Source organism: Sphingomonas sp. P3_C6 (genome assembly GCF_056402595.1).
In genome coordinates, this window is sequence record NZ_JBFUHB010000001.1 from 203,100 (window position 1) to 219,452 (window position 16,353).

The 16,353-nt window shown below is 65.7% G+C and carries 18 protein-coding genes; 11 read left to right on the forward strand and 7 right to left on the reverse strand.

The features are described 5' to 3' along the window. Positions 1-12 precede the first annotated feature (12 nt). Positions 13-804 (forward strand): Coq4 family protein, encoded by a 792-nt coding sequence (locus AC1DT7_RS00900; protein ID WP_478033584.1) that lies wholly within the window; start codon positions 13-15, stop codon positions 802-804. Between the two features lie 27 nt (positions 805-831). Here AC1DT7_RS00900 and AC1DT7_RS00905 read toward each other — a convergent pair whose 3' ends face one another. After that, entirely contained in the window at positions 832-1,398 is a 567-nt protein-coding gene (locus AC1DT7_RS00905) for a carboxymuconolactone decarboxylase family protein (protein ID WP_478033585.1), read from the reverse strand. A gap of 118 nt (positions 1,399-1,516) precedes the next feature. Between AC1DT7_RS00905 and AC1DT7_RS00910 the strand changes: the two genes are divergently transcribed. The 5 genes from AC1DT7_RS00910 to AC1DT7_RS00930 all read left to right on the forward strand — a co-directional run bounded on the left by AC1DT7_RS00910 (position 1,517) and on the right by AC1DT7_RS00930 (position 7,744). Then, entirely contained in the window at positions 1,517-2,701 is a 1,185-nt protein-coding gene (locus AC1DT7_RS00910) for a DNA replication/repair protein RecF (RefSeq protein ID WP_478033587.1), read from the forward strand. Positions 2,702-2,824: 123 nt separating this feature from the next. Then, positions 2,825-3,586, forward strand: coding sequence for an OmpA family protein (locus AC1DT7_RS00915; RefSeq protein ID WP_478033589.1), 762 nt, complete (start codon positions 2,825-2,827; stop codon positions 3,584-3,586). Positions 3,587-3,693: 107 nt separating this feature from the next. Further along, positions 3,694-6,183 carry a DNA topoisomerase (ATP-hydrolyzing) subunit B gene (gene gyrB / locus AC1DT7_RS00920; RefSeq protein ID WP_478033591.1) on the forward strand — a complete coding sequence of 830 codons (2,490 nt, stop codon included), beginning with the start codon at positions 3,694-3,696 and terminating at the stop codon, positions 6,181-6,183. 23 nt (positions 6,184-6,206) lie between these two features. Continuing rightward, complete coding sequence (locus AC1DT7_RS00925) at positions 6,207-6,956, forward strand: class I SAM-dependent methyltransferase (RefSeq protein WP_478033592.1); 750 nt, start codon at positions 6,207-6,209, stop codon at positions 6,954-6,956. 32 nt (positions 6,957-6,988) lie between these two features. Continuing rightward, positions 6,989-7,744 carry a class I SAM-dependent methyltransferase gene (locus AC1DT7_RS00930; RefSeq protein ID WP_478033594.1) on the forward strand — a complete coding sequence of 252 codons (756 nt, stop codon included), beginning with the start codon at positions 6,989-6,991 and terminating at the stop codon, positions 7,742-7,744. 57 nt (positions 7,745-7,801) lie between these two features. Here AC1DT7_RS00930 and AC1DT7_RS00935 read toward each other — a convergent pair whose 3' ends face one another. The 4 genes from AC1DT7_RS00935 to sucC form a co-directional block, all read right to left on the reverse strand. Beyond that, positions 7,802-8,347 carry an AAA family ATPase gene (locus tag AC1DT7_RS00935; RefSeq protein ID WP_478033595.1) on the reverse strand — a complete coding sequence of 182 codons (546 nt, stop codon included), beginning with the start codon at positions 8,345-8,347 and terminating at the stop codon, positions 7,802-7,804. Between the two features lie 142 nt (positions 8,348-8,489). Continuing rightward, positions 8,490-9,422, reverse strand: coding sequence for an electron transfer flavoprotein subunit alpha/FixB family protein (locus AC1DT7_RS00940; RefSeq protein WP_478033596.1), 933 nt, complete (start codon positions 9,420-9,422; stop codon positions 8,490-8,492). Further along, positions 9,419-10,165, reverse strand: coding sequence for an electron transfer flavoprotein subunit beta/FixA family protein (locus AC1DT7_RS00945; RefSeq protein ID WP_478033598.1), 747 nt, complete (start codon positions 10,163-10,165; stop codon positions 9,419-9,421). Before AC1DT7_RS00945 ends, AC1DT7_RS00940 begins: the two co-directional genes overlap by 4 nt. A gap of 47 nt (positions 10,166-10,212) precedes the next feature. Then, positions 10,213-11,412, reverse strand: a complete 1,200-nt coding sequence (gene sucC / locus AC1DT7_RS00950; protein WP_478033599.1) for an ADP-forming succinate--CoA ligase subunit beta — start codon at positions 11,410-11,412, stop codon at positions 10,213-10,215. A 289-nt stretch (positions 11,413-11,701) separates the two neighbouring features. On the opposite strand from sucC, the gene AC1DT7_RS00955 reads away from it, so the two are divergent. From AC1DT7_RS00955 to AC1DT7_RS00970, 4 genes are all read left to right on the forward strand, one after another. Then, positions 11,702-12,214, forward strand: a complete 513-nt coding sequence (locus AC1DT7_RS00955) for a sterol desaturase family protein (protein WP_478033600.1) — start codon at positions 11,702-11,704, stop codon at positions 12,212-12,214. Continuing rightward, complete coding sequence (locus AC1DT7_RS00960) at positions 12,215-12,610, forward strand: hypothetical protein (protein WP_478033601.1); 396 nt, start codon at positions 12,215-12,217, stop codon at positions 12,608-12,610. It begins immediately after the preceding gene. Positions 12,611-12,643: 33 nt separating this feature from the next. Beyond that, a complete protein-coding gene (locus tag AC1DT7_RS00965; protein ID WP_478033603.1) occupies positions 12,644-13,360 on the forward strand; it encodes a sulfite exporter TauE/SafE family protein in 717 nt (238 codons plus the stop codon). Between the two features lie 500 nt (positions 13,361-13,860). Then, positions 13,861-13,998, forward strand: coding sequence for a hypothetical protein (locus AC1DT7_RS00970; RefSeq protein WP_478033604.1), 138 nt, complete (start codon positions 13,861-13,863; stop codon positions 13,996-13,998). A 224-nt stretch (positions 13,999-14,222) separates the two neighbouring features. Here the strand turns inward: AC1DT7_RS00970 and AC1DT7_RS00975 are convergent, their stop codons facing one another. Together AC1DT7_RS00975 and AC1DT7_RS00980 are read right to left on the reverse strand one after the other, a co-directional pair. Continuing rightward, a complete protein-coding gene (locus AC1DT7_RS00975) occupies positions 14,223-15,158 on the reverse strand; it encodes a ribose-phosphate pyrophosphokinase (protein WP_478033606.1) in 936 nt (311 codons plus the stop codon). Continuing rightward, positions 15,155-15,664: a hypothetical protein gene (locus AC1DT7_RS00980; RefSeq protein WP_478033607.1), complete on the reverse strand. Its 510-nt coding sequence runs from the start codon at positions 15,662-15,664 to the stop codon at positions 15,155-15,157. Before AC1DT7_RS00980 ends, AC1DT7_RS00975 begins: the two co-directional genes overlap by 4 nt. Positions 15,665-15,792: 128 nt before the next feature. On the opposite strand from AC1DT7_RS00980, the gene AC1DT7_RS00985 reads away from it, so the two are divergent. Continuing rightward, positions 15,793-16,323: a YcxB family protein gene (locus tag AC1DT7_RS00985; RefSeq protein ID WP_478033608.1), complete on the forward strand. Its 531-nt coding sequence runs from the start codon at positions 15,793-15,795 to the stop codon at positions 16,321-16,323. Positions 16,324-16,353 lie beyond the last annotated feature (30 nt).

The following is a 16,353-nucleotide window of genomic DNA, read 5'->3' on the forward strand; positions in this document are numbered from 1 at the left end:
AGGAATGATTCGATGGCAAAACTTCCTCCCTTTCCCGGAACGACCGGGCGGCGCGATTGGCGGACTGCGTTCGATGCGATCCGCAAGCTGCTCGCCAATGGCGATGATACCACCCAGGTGTTCCGCATCATGCGGGCGCTCAATGTCGGCAGCACCGCCGCCAATTTTGGCCGGTTCATCGCCACCGAAGAGGGCGGGCGCATGGCCTATGAGCGGGTCGAGCTGGCCGAGCGCTTCGTGGACAAGGCCTATGTCGCGTCCTTCGCGCCGGGCACGGTCGGCGCCGCCTATCGCCATTTCCTCGAGTCGACGGGATATTCGGCCGATGGCCTGGCTGACATCAGCAAGATCAACCGGGAAGAGGACATGCTCCATCCCTATGCCTGGTTCGGGCGGCGGACGCGCGACACGCACGACATCTGGCATGTGCTGACTGGCTACAAGGCCGATGAGAGCATGGGCGAGGCGGCGCTGGTCGCGTTCAGCTATGCTCAGGTCGGCGGGCTCGGCTGGGCGTTCATCGGCGGGGCGGCGGCGCTGAAGAGCCTGCGCGTCACCGGCGGCACCTTGTTCGCCCGGGCGGTGATCGAGGGGTATCGCAACGGCCGCAAGGCGAAATGGATCTCCGGCGAGGACTATCTCACGCTGATGCACGAACCGCTCGACGCGGCGCGGGCCCGGCTCGGCATCGTGACGCCGACCGCCTATCTGCATGCGCAGCGCGAGCTGGGGGCCGAGCTTGCGTCCTATCTCAGCGCAGGCAAGGCGAAGGCCGAAGCAGCACCGGAACGACTCGCCGCCTGAGCCTTTGCCGGCATCTAGGGTTCGGGCCTATTCGCGTTCGGGCACCGGCACGTTGAAGCCGTTGAGCGTCATCGAAACGAGCGCATACAGGCCGACAAGGTAGATCAGCTCGTTCGCGCCGTGCTGGCCGAAGGTGTCCACCGCCAGCCGGTAGCAGGGCTCGGGCAGCACGCCGCCGTTGACCAGCGCGAACGCCACATCATAGGCGGCGCTTTCCTCCGGATCGAGGTCCGCAGGCTTCACATTCGCGCACAGCTCCGACAGGCGCCTGGCCGACATGCCTTCGCGCTCCGCGACCGCGATATGCGCATAAAGCTCATAGGCGGCATCGAAATGCGCGCCCGTCACCAGGATCGCGACCTGGCGGGCGGGATCGGGCAGGGTCGCCTGCATCGACATTGCCTTGGTCAGATCCCACACCGCCTTGCCGATCACCGGTTCGTGCAGCCACGGATTCCAGGGGCCCATCAATGCGCCATTGTCCGCCACCGTCTCGAAATCGCTGAAGTTCGACGCGATCCCTTGTTTCATATCGGCATAAAGCGGCTTCTGGGCATCGGTCAGGTCGGCAGGAGCGATCAGCGGCAGGCGCATGGGCAATTTCCTTTGCGAAACGACTCGGGCTCAGGACGAACGCCTTGCCCGAGGCTTCGTATATCGACTCTTCGCGAAAACGGCGCGACAGCCCGGGAAACGCGCTAAGGCTGCCGCAATGCTCTCGCGTCTCGTCCTCACCGATTTCCGCAATCACGCCGATGCCGCGATCGAACCCGGGCCGGGTTTCGTCGTGTTGACCGGCGAGAATGGCGCGGGCAAGACCAATATCCTCGAGGCGGTGTCGCTGCTTGCGCCGGGGCGGGGGCTGCGCCGCGCGCCGCTCGGCGAGATGGCGCGACAGGGCGGCAGCGGCGGTTTCGGGGTGGCGGCGACCCTGCTGCCTGTTTCTTCATCTTCATTGCCCCCCTCCGGCTTGCGAGAGGGGTCGGGGGAGGGACTGTCCTGGCAAACTTCCGGCGACGTCGATCATGGACAGCCCCTCCCGCAAGTGGGAGGGGAGATTCAGGTCGCGACCGGCACCCAGCCTACCGCGCCGGAGCGGCGTATCGTCCGTATCCAGGGCGCCGCCGCCGCGGCGACCGCGCTCGCCGAATGGCTCACCGTGCTGTGGCTGACCCCGGCGATGGACCGGCTGTTCGTCGAGCCCGCGAGCGAGCGGCGTCGTTTCCTCGACCGGCTGACCCTGGCGCTGAACCCCGGACACGCGGTCCATTCCAACCGCTATGAGGCGGCGATGCGTGCGCGCAACCGGCTGCTGGCCGAAGCGAGCGAGGGCCTGCGCCCCGCCGATCCGGAATGGCTGGGCGCGCTCGAAGCCCAGATGGCCGAGCATGGCGCAGCGATCGACATGGCGCGGCGCGATGCGGTCGCGGCGCTGACCGAACGGCTCACCGATCAGCCCGAAGGTCCGTTCGCCCGAGCCGGCCTCACACTGGAGGGGTGGACGGGCGCCGGCGACACGCTGGCCGTCGAACTCGCCAGGGGCCGGCGTCGGGACACTGCGGCCGGTCGCACGCTGGTCGGCCCGCATCGCACCGATCTCGCCGTTACCCATCTCGGCAAGGGGCAGGCGGCCGCCTTGTGCTCGACCGGGGAACAGAAGGCATTGCTACTCGGTGTAGTGCTCGCCCATGCCGATCTGGTGGCCGAACGCACTGGTCAGACGCCGATCCTGCTGCTCGACGAAGTAGCAGCGCACCTCGACCCGTTCCGACGCGCCGCGCTGTTCGAACGGCTCGCCGGCAAGGGGCAGGTGTGGATGACGGGTACCGAATCCGCGCTGTTCGACGAGGTCGGTGCCGACGCCTTCCGCCTGACGATCGGCCAGGGCGCGCGCTGAGCCCTGCCCCCGAACCTTGGCCCTGAACCTTGCCCCTGAACCTCCGCTGTCGGACCGGCTCACACCGCGTTCAAACGCCGGGCGGCAGGAAGCACTCCATGGCGGGGGCCATGGAGAAGAACAATGAAGACACCGATGATAGCCATAGCGATCGCCCTGACGGCCGGTGCCACGCCGGCGATGGCGCAGGACCGCTGGGACTGGGGCGGCGGACGCCCCGGCGACCGTGAATACGGCCTGGTCGGCGCCGGCGTGCCGATCCTCTACCGCGAGTTACGCACGACGAATCGTGGCCGCGCCTTCGTGATGCGCAATTTCGATTTCAATCGTGACGGTCGGGTCAGCCCGCGCGAGGCGAACGCCGCCAACCGCGCCTTCGCCCAAGTCGCCGGCCAGCGCCGTGACCGGTTCGACTGGAGTTCACGTGACCGGACGGTCGTGGTCGAGGAGCGCGGCAGCGGATGGGATCGCGGCGCGATGCGCGGCTATGGCTTCCGCCAGACTTCACGCGGCGCGACCCTGAGGCTGCAGGAGGATGTGCTGTTCAAGACCGACAGCGCGGTGCTGCGCCCCGGCGCGATCGAGAAACTGCGGCCGCTCGCCTCCTATCTGCGCGCTGAACCGGGTGTGCGGGTGGCGATCGACGGCTATACCGACAGCCGCGGCACCGATGCGCACAACCAGGATCTGTCCGAGCGGCGTGCCGCCAGCGTGCGCACTGCGTTCGACGAGCTTGGCGTGACGCGCGCGCGATTTGCCGTGGTTGGACATGGCGAGGCTGACCCGGTTGCGACCAACGCGACCCCGGCCGGAATGCGGCAGAACCGCCGTGTCGAGGTGACCCTGCTCGGCCAGCGTGCCGACCGGTTCGCCCGCGCCGACTAAGTACCTGACAATCGGCCATTCCGGGACGGTCGTCCGCCGAGCGCAGGCGGCCGTCCAAACACGGCATTTTGCTTCCGTTTCCGTGCCTGAATCCCTATATGCTTGGCATGGCAGAAGATCCCAACAAGAACGACTATGGCGCCGATTCAATCAAGGTGCTGAAGGGCCTCGACGCGGTCCGCAAACGCCCCGGCATGTATATCGGCGATACCGACGATGGCTCGGGCCTCCACCACATGGTGTTCGAGGTTTCCGACAACGCGATCGACGAGGCACTGGCCGGCCATTGCGACCGCATCGACATCACCCTGAATCCCGACGGTTCTGTCTCGGTGACCGACAATGGCCGCGGCATCCCTACAGGCATCCACACCGAGGAAGGTGTTTCGGCGGCCGAGGTCATCATGACCCAGCTCCATGCCGGCGGTAAGTTCGAGAACACGTCCGACGACAATGCCTACAAGGTTTCCGGCGGCCTGCACGGCGTTGGCGTCTCGGTGGTCAACGCGCTCAGCGAATGGCTCGACCTGACGATCTGGCGCGACAATGAAGAACATTACATGCGCTTCGCGTTCGGCGATGCCGTCGCACCGCTGAAGGTCGTCGGCGCGGCCGAGGGCAAGAAGGGCACGCGCGTGACCTTTTTCCCGTCGCCGGCCACCTTCAAGATCACCGAATTCGATTTCGAGAAGCTCGAGCATCGCTATCGCGAGCTGGCCTTCCTCAACTCCGGCGTGCGCCTGTTCCTGAGCGACGCGCGGCATGAAGAGACCAAGACGATCGAGCTTTATTATGAGGGCGGCATCGCCGCGTTCGTGAAATATCTCGACCGCAACAAGGTGCCGCTGATGCCGGATCCGGTCGCGATCTCCGGCACCCGCGACGACGTGACGATCGATGTCGCGCTGGAATGGAACGACTCCTATTACGAGAACGTCCTCTGCTTCACCAACAACATCCCGCAGCGTGACGGCGGTACCCACCTCGCGGCGTTCCGCGCAGCGCTGACGCGCACGCTCAACAATTATGCCGAGAAGTCGGGTCTCCTGAAAAAGGAGAAGGTGACGCTGACCGGCGACGACATGCGCGAAGGCCTGACCGCGATCGTCTCGGTAAAGCTGCCCGATCCGAAATTCAGCTCGCAGACCAAGGACAAGCTGGTCTCGTCCGAGGTGCGCCAGCCGCTCGAAAGCCTGATGGCGGACAAGCTGGTCGAATGGCTCGAGGAGAATCCGGCGCATGGCCGCGCGATCGTCGCCAAGGTGATCGACGCCGCCGCCGCGCGCGAAGCCGCCAAGAAGGCGCGCGAGCTGACCCGGCGCAAGGGCGTGATGGACATCGCCTCGCTGCCCGGCAAGCTCGCCGACTGCCAGGAACGTGATCCCGCCAAGTCCGAGCTGTTCCTGGTCGAGGGTGACTCGGCAGGCGGTTCGGCCAAGCAGGGCCGCGACCGGCATTTCCAGGCGATCCTCCCGCTGCGCGGCAAGATCCTCAATGTCGAGCGCGCGCGCTTCGACCGGATGCTGTCCAGCCGCGAGATCGGCACGCTCATCCAGGCGATGGGCACCGGCATCGGTCGCGACGACTTCAATGTCGAGAAGCTGCGCTACCACAAGATCGTCATCATGACCGACGCAGACGTGGACGGCGCCCATATCCGCACCCTGTTGCTGACCTTCTTCTACCGGCAGATGCCTGAGATCATCACCAACGGACACCTCTTCATCGCGCAGCCGCCGCTGTACAAGGCGACGCGCGGCCGTTCCGAAGTGTATCTGAAGGACGACAATGCGCTCGACGAATATCTCGTCGAGAACGGCGTCGCGTCGAGCGTGCTGGAAGGCGCGGGCGGTGCCCGCAGCGGGGCCGACCTTCGCAGCCTGGTCGATCACGCGCGACGCATGCGCACGCTGATGCGCTACGTCCCGCGCCGCTACGACCCGACCATGGTCGAGGCGCTGGCGATGAGCGGCGTGCTCGATCCGTCCCTGTCCAACGAGGCGCGCGGCGTCCTGCTCGAAACGGTGGTGCGCGGGCTCGACGCGGCGGATGCGGATGCGCGCTGGTCGGCCTCGGTCACGGAGGAAGGCAGCATCCAGTTCAAGCGGATCTGGCGCGGCGTGACCGATCACCACATCATCGAGGCGGCGTTCCTCGGCTCGGCCGAAGCACGCAAGCTGCACGCGCTGGCAGCCGAACAGGGTGATGCCTTTGTAAACACCGCCAAGCTGGTCTCGACCAAGGCGGCCGCCGCCGCCCAGGCCGAAGCCGATGCGGCCGAGGAAGAGGATGACGCACCGGTCGCGCTCGGCAAGGGCGAGACGATGGTCGCGCGGCCGAGCCAGTTGCTCGACGCGATCCTGCTCGCCGGCCGCAAGGGGCTGGCGATCTCCCGCTACAAGGGCCTGGGCGAGATGAACGCCGAGCAGCTGTGGGAAACCACGCTCGATCCGCAGAACCGGTCGATGCTCCGCGTCGAGATCGAGCAGGCCGATGTGGCCGATGAGATCTTCACCCGGCTGATGGGCGATGTCGTTGAGCCCCGCAGGGAGTTCATTCAGGACAATGCGCTGAGCGTTGTGAATCTGGACGTATAGAAGACCAATCTAGGGAGACGGGCATGAGGGTTGCACTGACAGGCGTCGCGATGGTGGCGCTGATGGCGACGGCGGCGATCGCGAAGGATCATCCCGCCGCCGAGACGAAAAAGGCCGTCACCGCCGCCCTTGCCGATCCGGCGCGTGCCGACCAGGCGGTCGACGATGCCCGGCGCAAGGCGGCCGAGACGCTGATCTTCGCTGGCGTCGGCCCGGGCGACACGGTGATCGATTACCTGCCGGGCCGCGGATACTGGACCCGGATCCTGACCGGCGTGGTCGGGCCCAAGGGCCATGTCTATCCGATGTGGCCGGCGGGGGCTGGCACACGCGCCACGGCGACGATCGACGCGCTGAAGGCCAAGAATCTGGCGAACGTCACGCCGGTGGTCGGCACGACCGACATCCCGACCAGCGACAAGCCGGTCGACCTGTTCATGACGGTCGAGAATTATCACGACGTCGCCAATTCGGGCGGCGAGGCTGCGCTCGCGGCGGTGAACAAGGGCGTGTTCGGCCTGCTGAAGCCGGGCGGCACCTATATCGTGATCGACCATGCCAGCGCAGCCGGCACCGGGGTCACCACCACCAAGACGCTTCACCGCATCGAGGGCGCGGCGGTGAAGGCACAGGTGATCGCCGCCGGCTTCAAGTTCGTCGGCGAGAGCGACGTACTGCGCAACCCGGCCGACGACCACAGCCTCGGCGTGTTCGACGAGAAGATTCGCGGGCACACCGACCAGTTCATCTACAAGTTCCGCAAGCCGGGCTGATCCTGCACGCGGACCGATAAGGGGAGGACGGCATGATCGCTCGATCGATTGCCTTGCTGCTGGCGGCAAGCATGCTCGGCAGCTGCGGGCAGGGCAGTCCTCCCAAACCGGTCGATGCGGCGGCGGCAGCCGCCGATCCGGCGAGGGCACAGGATGTGACGCAGGACGCGCGTCGGCACGGGCCGGAGATCCTGGCCTTTTCCGGCCTGCCCAAGGGCGGGGTGGTGATCGACCTGATCCCAGGCGGCGGATACTGGACCCGGCTGTTCGCACGGGCGGTTGGGCCTGAGGGCCATGTCTACGGCCTCTGGCCCCGGCCCTATGCGATGGAGGCACGGGGCGACGTGGTAGCCTATGGCAAGCTCGCCGCGTCTTCCGACTTCGCCAATGTCAGCGGGTCGGTCAAACCAGCGACCGAGATCAGCGCGCCGAAGCCGGTCGACCTCGTCTTCACCTCGCAGAATTATCACGATTATCCCGACAAGTTCATGGGCCCGCTCGACCCGGCGGTGTTCAACAAGGCCGCGTTCGCCGCGCTTAAGCCTGGCGGCATCCTGCTGATCATTGACCATGTCGCGGAGGCCGGATCGGGCATGCGGGATACGGACACGCTTCACCGGATCGACCCCGCTATAGTGAAGCAGCAGGTGACGGCGGCTGGATTCGAGTTCGTCGGGGAGAGCAGGCTGCTCGCCAATCCTGCTGACGACCATAAGCTCGCGGTGTTCGACAAGGCGGTGCGCGGGAAGACCGACCAGTTCATCTACAAATTTCGGAAACCCGTTTGAGGATGTCCGGTCGATCCGGCGGGAACCATAGCGGTTCCCGGCTCGCCTGAGGCCGTGCTACCTGGCGCCGGTCCGCTGCCGTACGAACGTCACGCGGTCGGCGACGGAGACTTTGGGCAGTTCGATCAACTCGTAGCCATAGTCGCGATAGGTCTCGACCATGACCGCGAAGGTCGCCTCCGCGACCTCCGGCGACTGTTTGCGTTCGGCGTTACCGGTGAAGATCTCCGCCCAGAAAGGGGCGATGAAGACCCGCGGGTTGTAGCGACAGGTGCGGGCGGCTTCATCGATGCGCGGCGGGACCGGCAGGCAGGAGACGCGCAGGAAACCCGCCACATCGGGCACGCCGCGATCAAGCAAGGTGAGGGCTCCTGTCGCCAGCGCCTCCCGGTGCGCCGCAACGTCGCGGATAAGCATCAGATCGGCAAAGGCCTGCTGGTCGGCCCAGGGCAAAGCGTCGCCGCCGGCTGCCAGTTGCTCTCGGATCACGGCCCTGCCGACTTCCGGGCTGGTGGCCACGCCGGCGGCGGCGAGCGCCTCGATCAGGGTCGTCTTGCCCGAGCCCGGACCGCCGGTGAGAATGTGGAGGCGATCGGTATCCATGGACCGAGTCTTACCGGGCCAGCAACGCGGGAGTAAATCCCGCGTCTCGTCGGTCGGGGCTATGGCCGCGCCGGCCGGCCTTTCGCGTGCGAACTGGCTTCGCCGTTCGCATCGGCGCGCAGCTTGCGCTGCGCGCCTCGCTTCAGGCCAGCTTCTCGGTCAGCTCCGGCACGATCTTGAACAGGTCGCCGACCAGGCCGATGTCCGCCACCTGGAAGATCGGGGCGTCCTCGTCCTTGTTGATCGCGATGATCGTCTTGGAGTCCTTCATGCCCGCCAGATGCTGGATCGCACCGGAGATGCCGATCGCGATATAGACTTCCGGGGCGACGATCTTGCCGGTCTGGCCGACCTGATAGTCGTTCGGAACATAACCGGCGTCCACCGCCGCCCGCGAGGCGCCGACACCGGCGCCGAGCTTGTCGGCGAGCGGCTCGATGATCGAGTGGAAGTTCTCGCTGTTCTGCAGCGCGCGGCCGCCCGACACGATGATCTTCGCGCTGGTCAGCTCGGGACGCTCGGACTTGGCGATCTCCGCACCCGCGAAAGTCGACAGACCCTTGTCTCCGGTCGAGGCGACTGCCTCGATCGTACCCGAACCGCCTTCGGCCGCCGCCTTGTCGAACGCCGTGCCGCGCACGGTGAGGACGAGCTTCGCATCCTTGGTCTGGACCGTGGCAATGGCGTTGCCGGCATAGATCGGCCGGGTGAAGGTATCCGCGCTCTCGACCGAGAGGATGTCGCTGATCTGCATCACGTCGAGCAGCGCGGCGACGCGCGGCGCGATGTTCTTGCCGTTCGAGGTAGCCGGGAACAGCACCGCGTCATGATGCCCCATCAGCTCCACGATGAGCGGCGCGACATTCTCGGCGAGCGCATGCGCGAACGCGGCGTCGTCGGCGACATGGACCTTGCCCACGCCGGCAATCTTGGCGGCTTCGGCCGCGACGCCGTCGACACCCTGGCCGGCGACGAGCAGATGGACCTCGCCAAGCCCCGACGCGGCGGTGACCACGGCGAGCGTTGCGTCCTTGACGGCTGCACCGTCATGTTCGACCCAGACGAGCGTCTTCATTTCGCGACTCCCATCGCCTTGAGCTTGGCCACGAGTTCATCGACATCGGCGACCTTGACGCCGGCCGAGCGCTTGGCCGGCTCGACCACCTTCAGCGTGGTCAGGCGCGGCGCGACATCGACGCCGTAATCGGCGGGCGTCTTCTGCGCGAGCGGCTTGGACTTCGCCTTCATGATGTTCGGCAGCGACGCATAGCGCGGCTCGTTGAGGCGAAGATCGGTGGTGATGACCGCGGGGAGCTTCAGCGTCTCGGTCTCCGAGCCGCCATCGACTTCGCGCGTGACGGTGACCGAGTCGCTGGTCAGATCGACCTTCGAGGCGAAGGTCGCCTGGCCGACGCCCAGCAGGCCGGCAAGCATCTGGCCGGTCTGGTTATTGTCGTCATCGATCGCCTGCTTGCCGAGGATGACCAGATCGGGCTTTTCCTCCTCGACGATCTTGGCGAGCAGCTTGGCGACACCGAGCGGCTCCACCTTCTCGTCCGACACGACCAGGATCGCGCGGTCAGCACCCATGGCGAGCGCGGTACGCAGCGTTTCCTGGGCCTTCTGCTCGCCGATCGAGACGACCACGATCTCCGTGACGCCCTTGTCCTTGAGGCGTATCGCCTCTTCGACCGCGATTTCGTCGAACGGGTTCATGCTCATCTTGACGTTGGCGAGGTCGACCCCCGTCCCGTCGGCCTTCACCCGCGGCTTTACGTTATAGTCAAGCACACGCTTGACCGGGACCAGCACCTTCATTGCAATCCACTCCTGTAACCGAAACTCTTCCCGGGGAGGAAAAGAGCTCAGGCGGCTGCCTTCACCTCTGCCACGATCTTGCGGGCGGCGTCGCCCAGATCATTGGCGGGGACGATCGCGAGACCGGACGTCGAAAGGATCTTCTTGCCCTCCTCGACATTGGTGCCTTCGAGACGAACGACCAGCGGGACCGAGAGGTTCACTTCCTTCGCCGCGGCGACGATGCCCTCGGCGATGATGTCGCACTTCATGATGCCGCCGAAGATGTTGACAAGGATGCCCTTCACGGCGGGATCGGCGAGGATGATCTTGAACGCCGCGGTCACCTTCTCCTTGTTGGCGCCGCCACCGACATCGAGGAAGTTGGCCGGAAACATGCCGTTCAATTTGATGATGTCCATCGTCGCCATGGCGAGGCCGGCGCCGTTGACCATGCAGCCGATGTCGCCGTCGAGCTTGATGTAAGCGAGGTCGTACTTCGACGCTTCGAGCTCCGAAGGATCCTCCTCGGTCTCGTCGCGCAGCGCGAGCAGATCCTTGTGGCGGAACAGCGCGTTGGTGTCGAAGCCGACCTTCGCGTCGAGCACCAGCAGCTTGTTGTCGTCGGTGACGGCGAGCGGGTTGATCTCGATCTGCGAGGCGTCGGTGCCCATAAAGGCATCGAACAGCTTCGACGCGACATTGGCCGCCTGCTTGGCGAGATCGCCTTTCAGGCCGAGCGCATTCGCCACGGCGCGGCCGTGATGCGGCATGAAGCCGGTCGCGGGGTCAACGTCGAAGGTCTGGATCTTTTCCGGCGTGTCGTGCGCGACGGTCTCGATGTCCATGCCACCCTCGGTCGACACCACGAAGGCGACTCGGCCGGTGGCGCGATCGACGAGGAGCGCGAGGTAGAATTCCTTGGCGATGTCGACGCCGTCGGTGACATACAGGCGGTTGACCTGCTTGCCATGCTCGCCGGTCTGGATCGTCACCAGCGTGTTGCCGAGCATGTCGGTCGCCGCCGCGCGAACTTCGTCGGCGGTCCTGGCGAGACGGACACCGCCCTTGGCGTCGGGGCCGAGTTCCTTGAACTTGCCCTTGCCGCGGCCACCGGCATGGATCTGCGCCTTCACGACATAAAGCGGCCCGGGCAGCTTGGCCGATGCGGCCACCGCCTCATCCACGCTGAGCGCCGCAAAGCCTGCCGGTACGGGCACGCCGAATTTCGCGAGAAGCTCTTTGGCCTGGTATTCGTGGATGTTCATGGGGCTCACTTGCCTTTCGAAGATCGGGGATGCAGGAGCCTTAAGCACAGGGTGGACGGGGAATCCACCCCTTGGGTGGCATGTCCGGGCTTGAGCTCGATCGTATAGGATTCCGGCCATGACGGCCGCTCGACATCCGGCCTGCGAGATCGGGCAGCCAGCATCAGCAACGCACCGCCAGGCAAAGCCCCCCGCGCCAGCATCATCCGCATTCGACCATCCCCTCCTTTGACCCCATTCGTTTAAACCCCACTCGTTTAACAGGCGCCGCGCGGCTATATCGCCGGGGATGCACTGGACAACCGGCCTTATCCTGTTCGCGCTGACCGTGATGGGCATGGAAGGCTTTGCCTATGTCGCGCACCGCTGGATCATGCATGGGCCGGGCTGGTTCCTGCATGAAAGCCATCACCGGCCGCGCACTGGCCATTGGGAACTGAACGATCTCTATGCGGTGATCTTCGCGGTGCCGTCGATCGTGCTGCTGCTCGGCGGGGTCCAGCTCGGCTGGTGGCCCGGTTTCACCTGGATCGGGGCGGGCGTCGCCGCCTATGGCGCGATCTATTTCGGCTTCCATGACGTCATCGTGCACAAGCGGCTGAACCACCGCTATCTGCCGAAATCGGCCTATATGAAACGGATCATCCAGGCACACCGGCTTCACCATGTGGTCGAGACCAAGGCGGGCACGGTGAGTTTCGGCTTCCTCTGGGCGCCGAAACCCGAGGCGCTGAAGGCCGAGCTCAAGCGGCGCGGCCATGCCGGGGTGCGTGCGCCGACGGGTGATGGCGGGGCGCGATAGATGTTCGACTGGATCGGCCGCACCTTGTTGCTGGTCCTGAGCGGGCTCGCCACCTTCGCGATCATCGCCTCGCTCGAATCGACCTCCCGCGGCAACGGCACCCTGCGCAGCGGCATGCCATCGACGGAAGCCGCGTCCGACCAGCGCGCGACGCCGGATTCGACAGGCGAGGCTCAGGCGCCCGGGGGCGACCCGAAGCCGGCGCCCATGCCCGGCGGCCAGGCCGGGCAGCGCGTGGCGGTGCCGGGCGCAGCGCCCGTCCAGGACACGGGCGTGGCGCAATTGCTCGAGGCACTGACCTACGCGGTGCTGGCGCTTGCCGGGTTCGCGGCGGCGATCCTGATCGTGCTGCTGCGCATCACCGCGCATCTCGCCCGCATCGCCGGGCGGAGCTGAGCCATTCCCGACTGGTATTTCTACGCCCTGGCGGTGCCTGCCGTCACGCTGATCGGCCTGTCGAAGGGCGGTTTCGTCGGCATGGGAGCCTTGTCGCTGCCGATCCTGGCGCTGGCGATCTCCCCGGTGCGCGCCGCCGCGATCCTGCTACCGATCCTGATCGTTCAGGACGTGGTCGGCGTCTGGGCATTCCGCAAGCAATGGGACGGGCGCATCCTGGGCTGGATGCTGCCCGGGTCGGTCATCGGCATCGCGCTCGGCTGGTTCTTCGCAGCCCGGGTATCGGAAAGCGCGGTGCTCGGCGTGGTCGGCGCGATCTCGATCCTGTTCGGGCTCTACCGCCTCTGGCTCGACCGCCGCGGGGTGATCGCGGCGCCGGCGCGGTCGCCAGGCTGGGTCGGCACCCTGTGTGGCATCGCCTCGGGCTTCACCAGCCAGATCGCCCATGCCGGGCAGCCGCCCTTCCAGATATGGGTATTGCCGAAGAAGCTGGAGCGCGACGTGCTGGTCGGCACCACCGCGATCTTCTTCGCCGTTACCAACTGGCTGAAGGTGCCGGCCTATTGGGCGCTCGGCCAGTTCAGCCGGGAAAATCTGCTGGCGGCGGCAACCTTGCTGCCGGTGGCGATCGCCTCGACCCTGGCGGGCGTGTGGCTGGTGCGGCGGGTGTCGCCGGCGCGATTCTATACCGCGATCTATGTGCTGATGGTGCTGGTCGGCGTAAAACTCGTCTGGGACGGGGTGGCGTGAGGTAAAGACGGCGAGCCGCCAAATCGAGACGGCTCGGGGACCATGTCTTCACGCCACGACCATCAAGAACAGATCGAATTTCGCGAGCCAATCGCCTGTGAGCCGAATCCGGGCCTTACTGTTGGAGTGCGCGCCACTCCAACATGGATACCAAGCGACTTCGTGGCGCAAGGCACGACATAACGGCAGCGACCTGTCACCATTACGGCCCATGACGTGGCCAGCAACTTCCGTATTTATGCGACCCCTATCGGAATTTCATGCGGCTTTACTTGGCGACCATATCGGCACGGCGGCACGCCGCGCGAAACATTCTTTACCAGGTCAAAGAGCGGCGGCGCCGTGTCGCCCGCGATCCGCTCGCCGCGGCGCGTCCGGCATAGTTCACCATATCGTGCCGGCATGTGAATCGAGGATGGCGATTCGCTCTGCGCTATGGGCTTCAGCGGCGCCGCACCCATTCCAGCTTGCGATGCGTTTGACCGCGCGAGGAGAGCATCATGTCGAACCACCCGAAAAAGCCCGGTAACGAGCCCGATCCCGATACGTCGACTCCAGAGAACGACCTGCCCGACACGAGCCACGATGCCGAAAACATCGAGGAAATCGGCGAGCCATTCGAAGGCAATTTTGCCTAGACCGTCAATGCATCAATCTGGCCGACGGCGAGCGCGATCCCGTTCCTTCTTTGCTTCCTCCGCGCGGCCGGGGTCCAGTCGGGGGAGGTAGTAACTGCCGTCGCGCTCCGTTACCCCTGCCTTCCCAACTGGGCCCCGGCCTTCGCCGGGGAAGCAAAAAGGGCCGAAGTCGTCGGTACGTGCCGTGGCAACCTCCGGAGCGCGTCCGGGCTACCCTTCGAAGCTCAGTCGAACAGCGACGAAACGGAGGTTTCATCGGCGATCCGCTTGATCGCCTCGGCGATCAGGGGCGCGATGGTTAGGTGGCGGATGCGCTTTGCGTTTTCCACCACTTCATGGCTGCCGATCGAATCGGTGATCACCAGTTCCTCGAGCGCCGACCCCTCGACCCGGGCGACGGCGCCGCCCGACAGGACGCCGTGGGTGACATAGGCGACCACGCCCTCTGCACCGGCTTCCTTCAGCGCGGCGGCGGCGTTGCAGAGCGTGCCGGCCGAATCGACGATATCGTCGATAAGGATGCAGAAACGACCCTCGACCTCACCGATGATGTTCATCACCTCGGATTCGCCGGCGCGCTCGCGGCGCTTGTCGACGATGGCGAGCGGGGCGTTGTCGAGGCGCTTGGCCAGCGCACGGGCACGGACAACGCCGCCGACATCAGGCGAGACGACCATCAGGTTGCGGTCGCCGAAGCGGGTAAGGATGTCGGCCGACATCACCGGCGCGCCGTAGAGATTGTCGGTCGGGATATCGAAAAAGCCCTGGATCTGACCGGCATGGAGATCGACCGAGAGCACGCGGTCGGCACCGGCGACGGTGATCAGGTTGGCGACCAGCTTGGCCGAGATCGGGGTGCGCGGGCCGGGCTTGCGGTCCTGCCGGGCATAGCCGAAATAGGGGATGACCGCGGTGATACGCTTGGCCGAGGCGCGGCGCAGCGCGTCGATGCAGATCAGCAGCTCCATGAGATTGTCGTTGGCCGGGTAGCCGGTCGACTGGAGCACGAACACGTCCTCGCCGCGGACATTCTCCTGGATCTCGACGAACACTTCTTCATCGGCGAAGCGACGAACGCTCGCGTTGGTGAGCGGGATTTCGAGATAGTCCGAGATGGCGCGTGCCAGCGGCAGGTTCGAATTGCCCGTCATCAATTTCATACGCGTATCCCCACCAGCCGACGTGGCCGTTGCCCGGCGCTCTTAGCCACCACTTCGCCCAGGGGAAAGGCCCGTTGCGACCCGGGTCGCGAGTGCGTCTTCATGGCCACAGTCCGATAACCAGCCCGAACAGGGCAAATTGCACGATATGATAGCCGGCATTGATCGCCCAGAAAGCCAGGCTGCGGGCTTCGAACACATATTGAATCGAGTTGAATCGAGAAGGCGGCGGCGATCAACCTGCCACAGGCGAGCCCGAGCAGCAGGGCGTGGCACAGGCCGGGCGCGGGGCCCGCGATCAGCGCGAAGACGATCGCCGCGACGATCGAGGTGGCGACCCCGATCGCGATCCTGGGGCCCAGGCCACCCGCCGGTTGCGTGTCGATGTCGATGCCCGACTCGCGCGCCCAGCGATGCAGGAACATCGCCTTCGAATACCAGAGGCCACCCGGGAAATAGCCGAGGATACCGGCGGCGATTGCGGCGATGACGTTGATCTGGTGCATCGCATCTTCCCCGTGACCTCTCCTGACGGGCACTTGGTCCATGATCCGATCCAGCGTCACCGGTTGTTGCCCCCCCGGCAGCGCGCCTGTACGGCGCAGCCGTTGGTAGGGCGGACGGATGAGGCGATATGAGCGGCAAGATCAGCTTCACGCCCGACGCGGATGATTATGTCGCAGCGTGCCGGGCCAATTTCCTGGTGGCGTGGCGGCGACCGCTGGTGCTCAGGCGGTTCGCCATCGTCGTCGGCGTGTTCACGGTACTGGGTGCGGCGTTCGGATGGTACACCGAACGTGAGATCGTCCCCACCCTGATCGTTGCCGCTGGAGCCGGCCTGTATGCGGCCCTGTTGCTCTCGCTCATAATGGGCATCACCCTCCTCCTGCTGCCCCGACGGACCAAGAAGCTGTTCGCGCAGCAGCGATCGATCCACCGCCGGTTCGAGTACGGCTGGTCTGACGAAGGTCTCGAAGCGTCCTCCGACCTGGGGAACATCCGGCGAGGATGGGACGAGTTCCATGGCTGGCGCAGGGTCCCTTCGGCCTTCCTCATCTATCACAATACCCAGATGTTCGAGTTCCTGCCGCTGCGCGCGATGACCGGGGAGCAGGCGGAGGACCTGCGTGCTACGATGATCCGGTCCGGCCCGCCATTATTCTAGGCTCGGTACAGGCCGCCTCCCGCTCGACCG

Coding starts and splice junctions, on each gene's coding strand:
- AC1DT7_RS00935 (WP_478033595.1), bottom strand. CDS start 8,347: ATGGATACCGATCGCCTCCACATTCTCACCGGCGGTCCGGGCTCGGGC.
- AC1DT7_RS00925 (WP_478033592.1), top strand. CDS start 6,207: ATGAGGGTTGCACTGACAGGCGTCGCGATGGTGGCGCTGATGGCGACG.
- AC1DT7_RS00945 (WP_478033598.1), bottom strand. CDS start 10,165: ATGAAGGTGCTGGTCCCGGTCAAGCGTGTGCTTGACTATAACGTAAAG.
- AC1DT7_RS00960 (WP_478033601.1), top strand. CDS start 12,215: ATGTTCGACTGGATCGGCCGCACCTTGTTGCTGGTCCTGAGCGGGCTC.
- AC1DT7_RS00910 (WP_478033587.1), top strand. CDS start 1,517: ATGCTCTCGCGTCTCGTCCTCACCGATTTCCGCAATCACGCCGATGCC.
- sucC (WP_478033599.1), bottom strand. CDS start 11,412: ATGAACATCCACGAATACCAGGCCAAAGAGCTTCTCGCGAAATTCGGC.
- AC1DT7_RS00970 (WP_478033604.1), top strand. CDS start 13,861: ATGTCGAACCACCCGAAAAAGCCCGGTAACGAGCCCGATCCCGATACG.
- AC1DT7_RS00900 (WP_478033584.1), top strand. CDS start 13: ATGGCAAAACTTCCTCCCTTTCCCGGAACGACCGGGCGGCGCGATTGG.
- AC1DT7_RS00905 (WP_478033585.1), bottom strand. CDS start 1,398: ATGCGCCTGCCGCTGATCGCTCCTGCCGACCTGACCGATGCCCAGAAG.
- gyrB (WP_478033591.1), top strand. CDS start 3,694: ATGGCAGAAGATCCCAACAAGAACGACTATGGCGCCGATTCAATCAAG.
- AC1DT7_RS00975 (WP_478033606.1), bottom strand. CDS start 15,158: ATGAAATTGATGACGGGCAATTCGAACCTGCCGCTGGCACGCGCCATC.
- AC1DT7_RS00940 (WP_478033596.1), bottom strand. CDS start 9,422: ATGAAGACGCTCGTCTGGGTCGAACATGACGGTGCAGCCGTCAAGGAC.
- AC1DT7_RS00980 (WP_478033607.1), bottom strand. CDS start 15,664: ATGCACCAGATCAACGTCATCGCCGCAATCGCCGCCGGTATCCTCGGC.
- AC1DT7_RS00915 (WP_478033589.1), top strand. CDS start 2,825: ATGAAGACACCGATGATAGCCATAGCGATCGCCCTGACGGCCGGTGCC.
- AC1DT7_RS00930 (WP_478033594.1), top strand. CDS start 6,989: ATGATCGCTCGATCGATTGCCTTGCTGCTGGCGGCAAGCATGCTCGGC.
- AC1DT7_RS00985 (WP_478033608.1), top strand. CDS start 15,793: ATGAGCGGCAAGATCAGCTTCACGCCCGACGCGGATGATTATGTCGCA.
- AC1DT7_RS00955 (WP_478033600.1), top strand. CDS start 11,702: ATGCACTGGACAACCGGCCTTATCCTGTTCGCGCTGACCGTGATGGGC.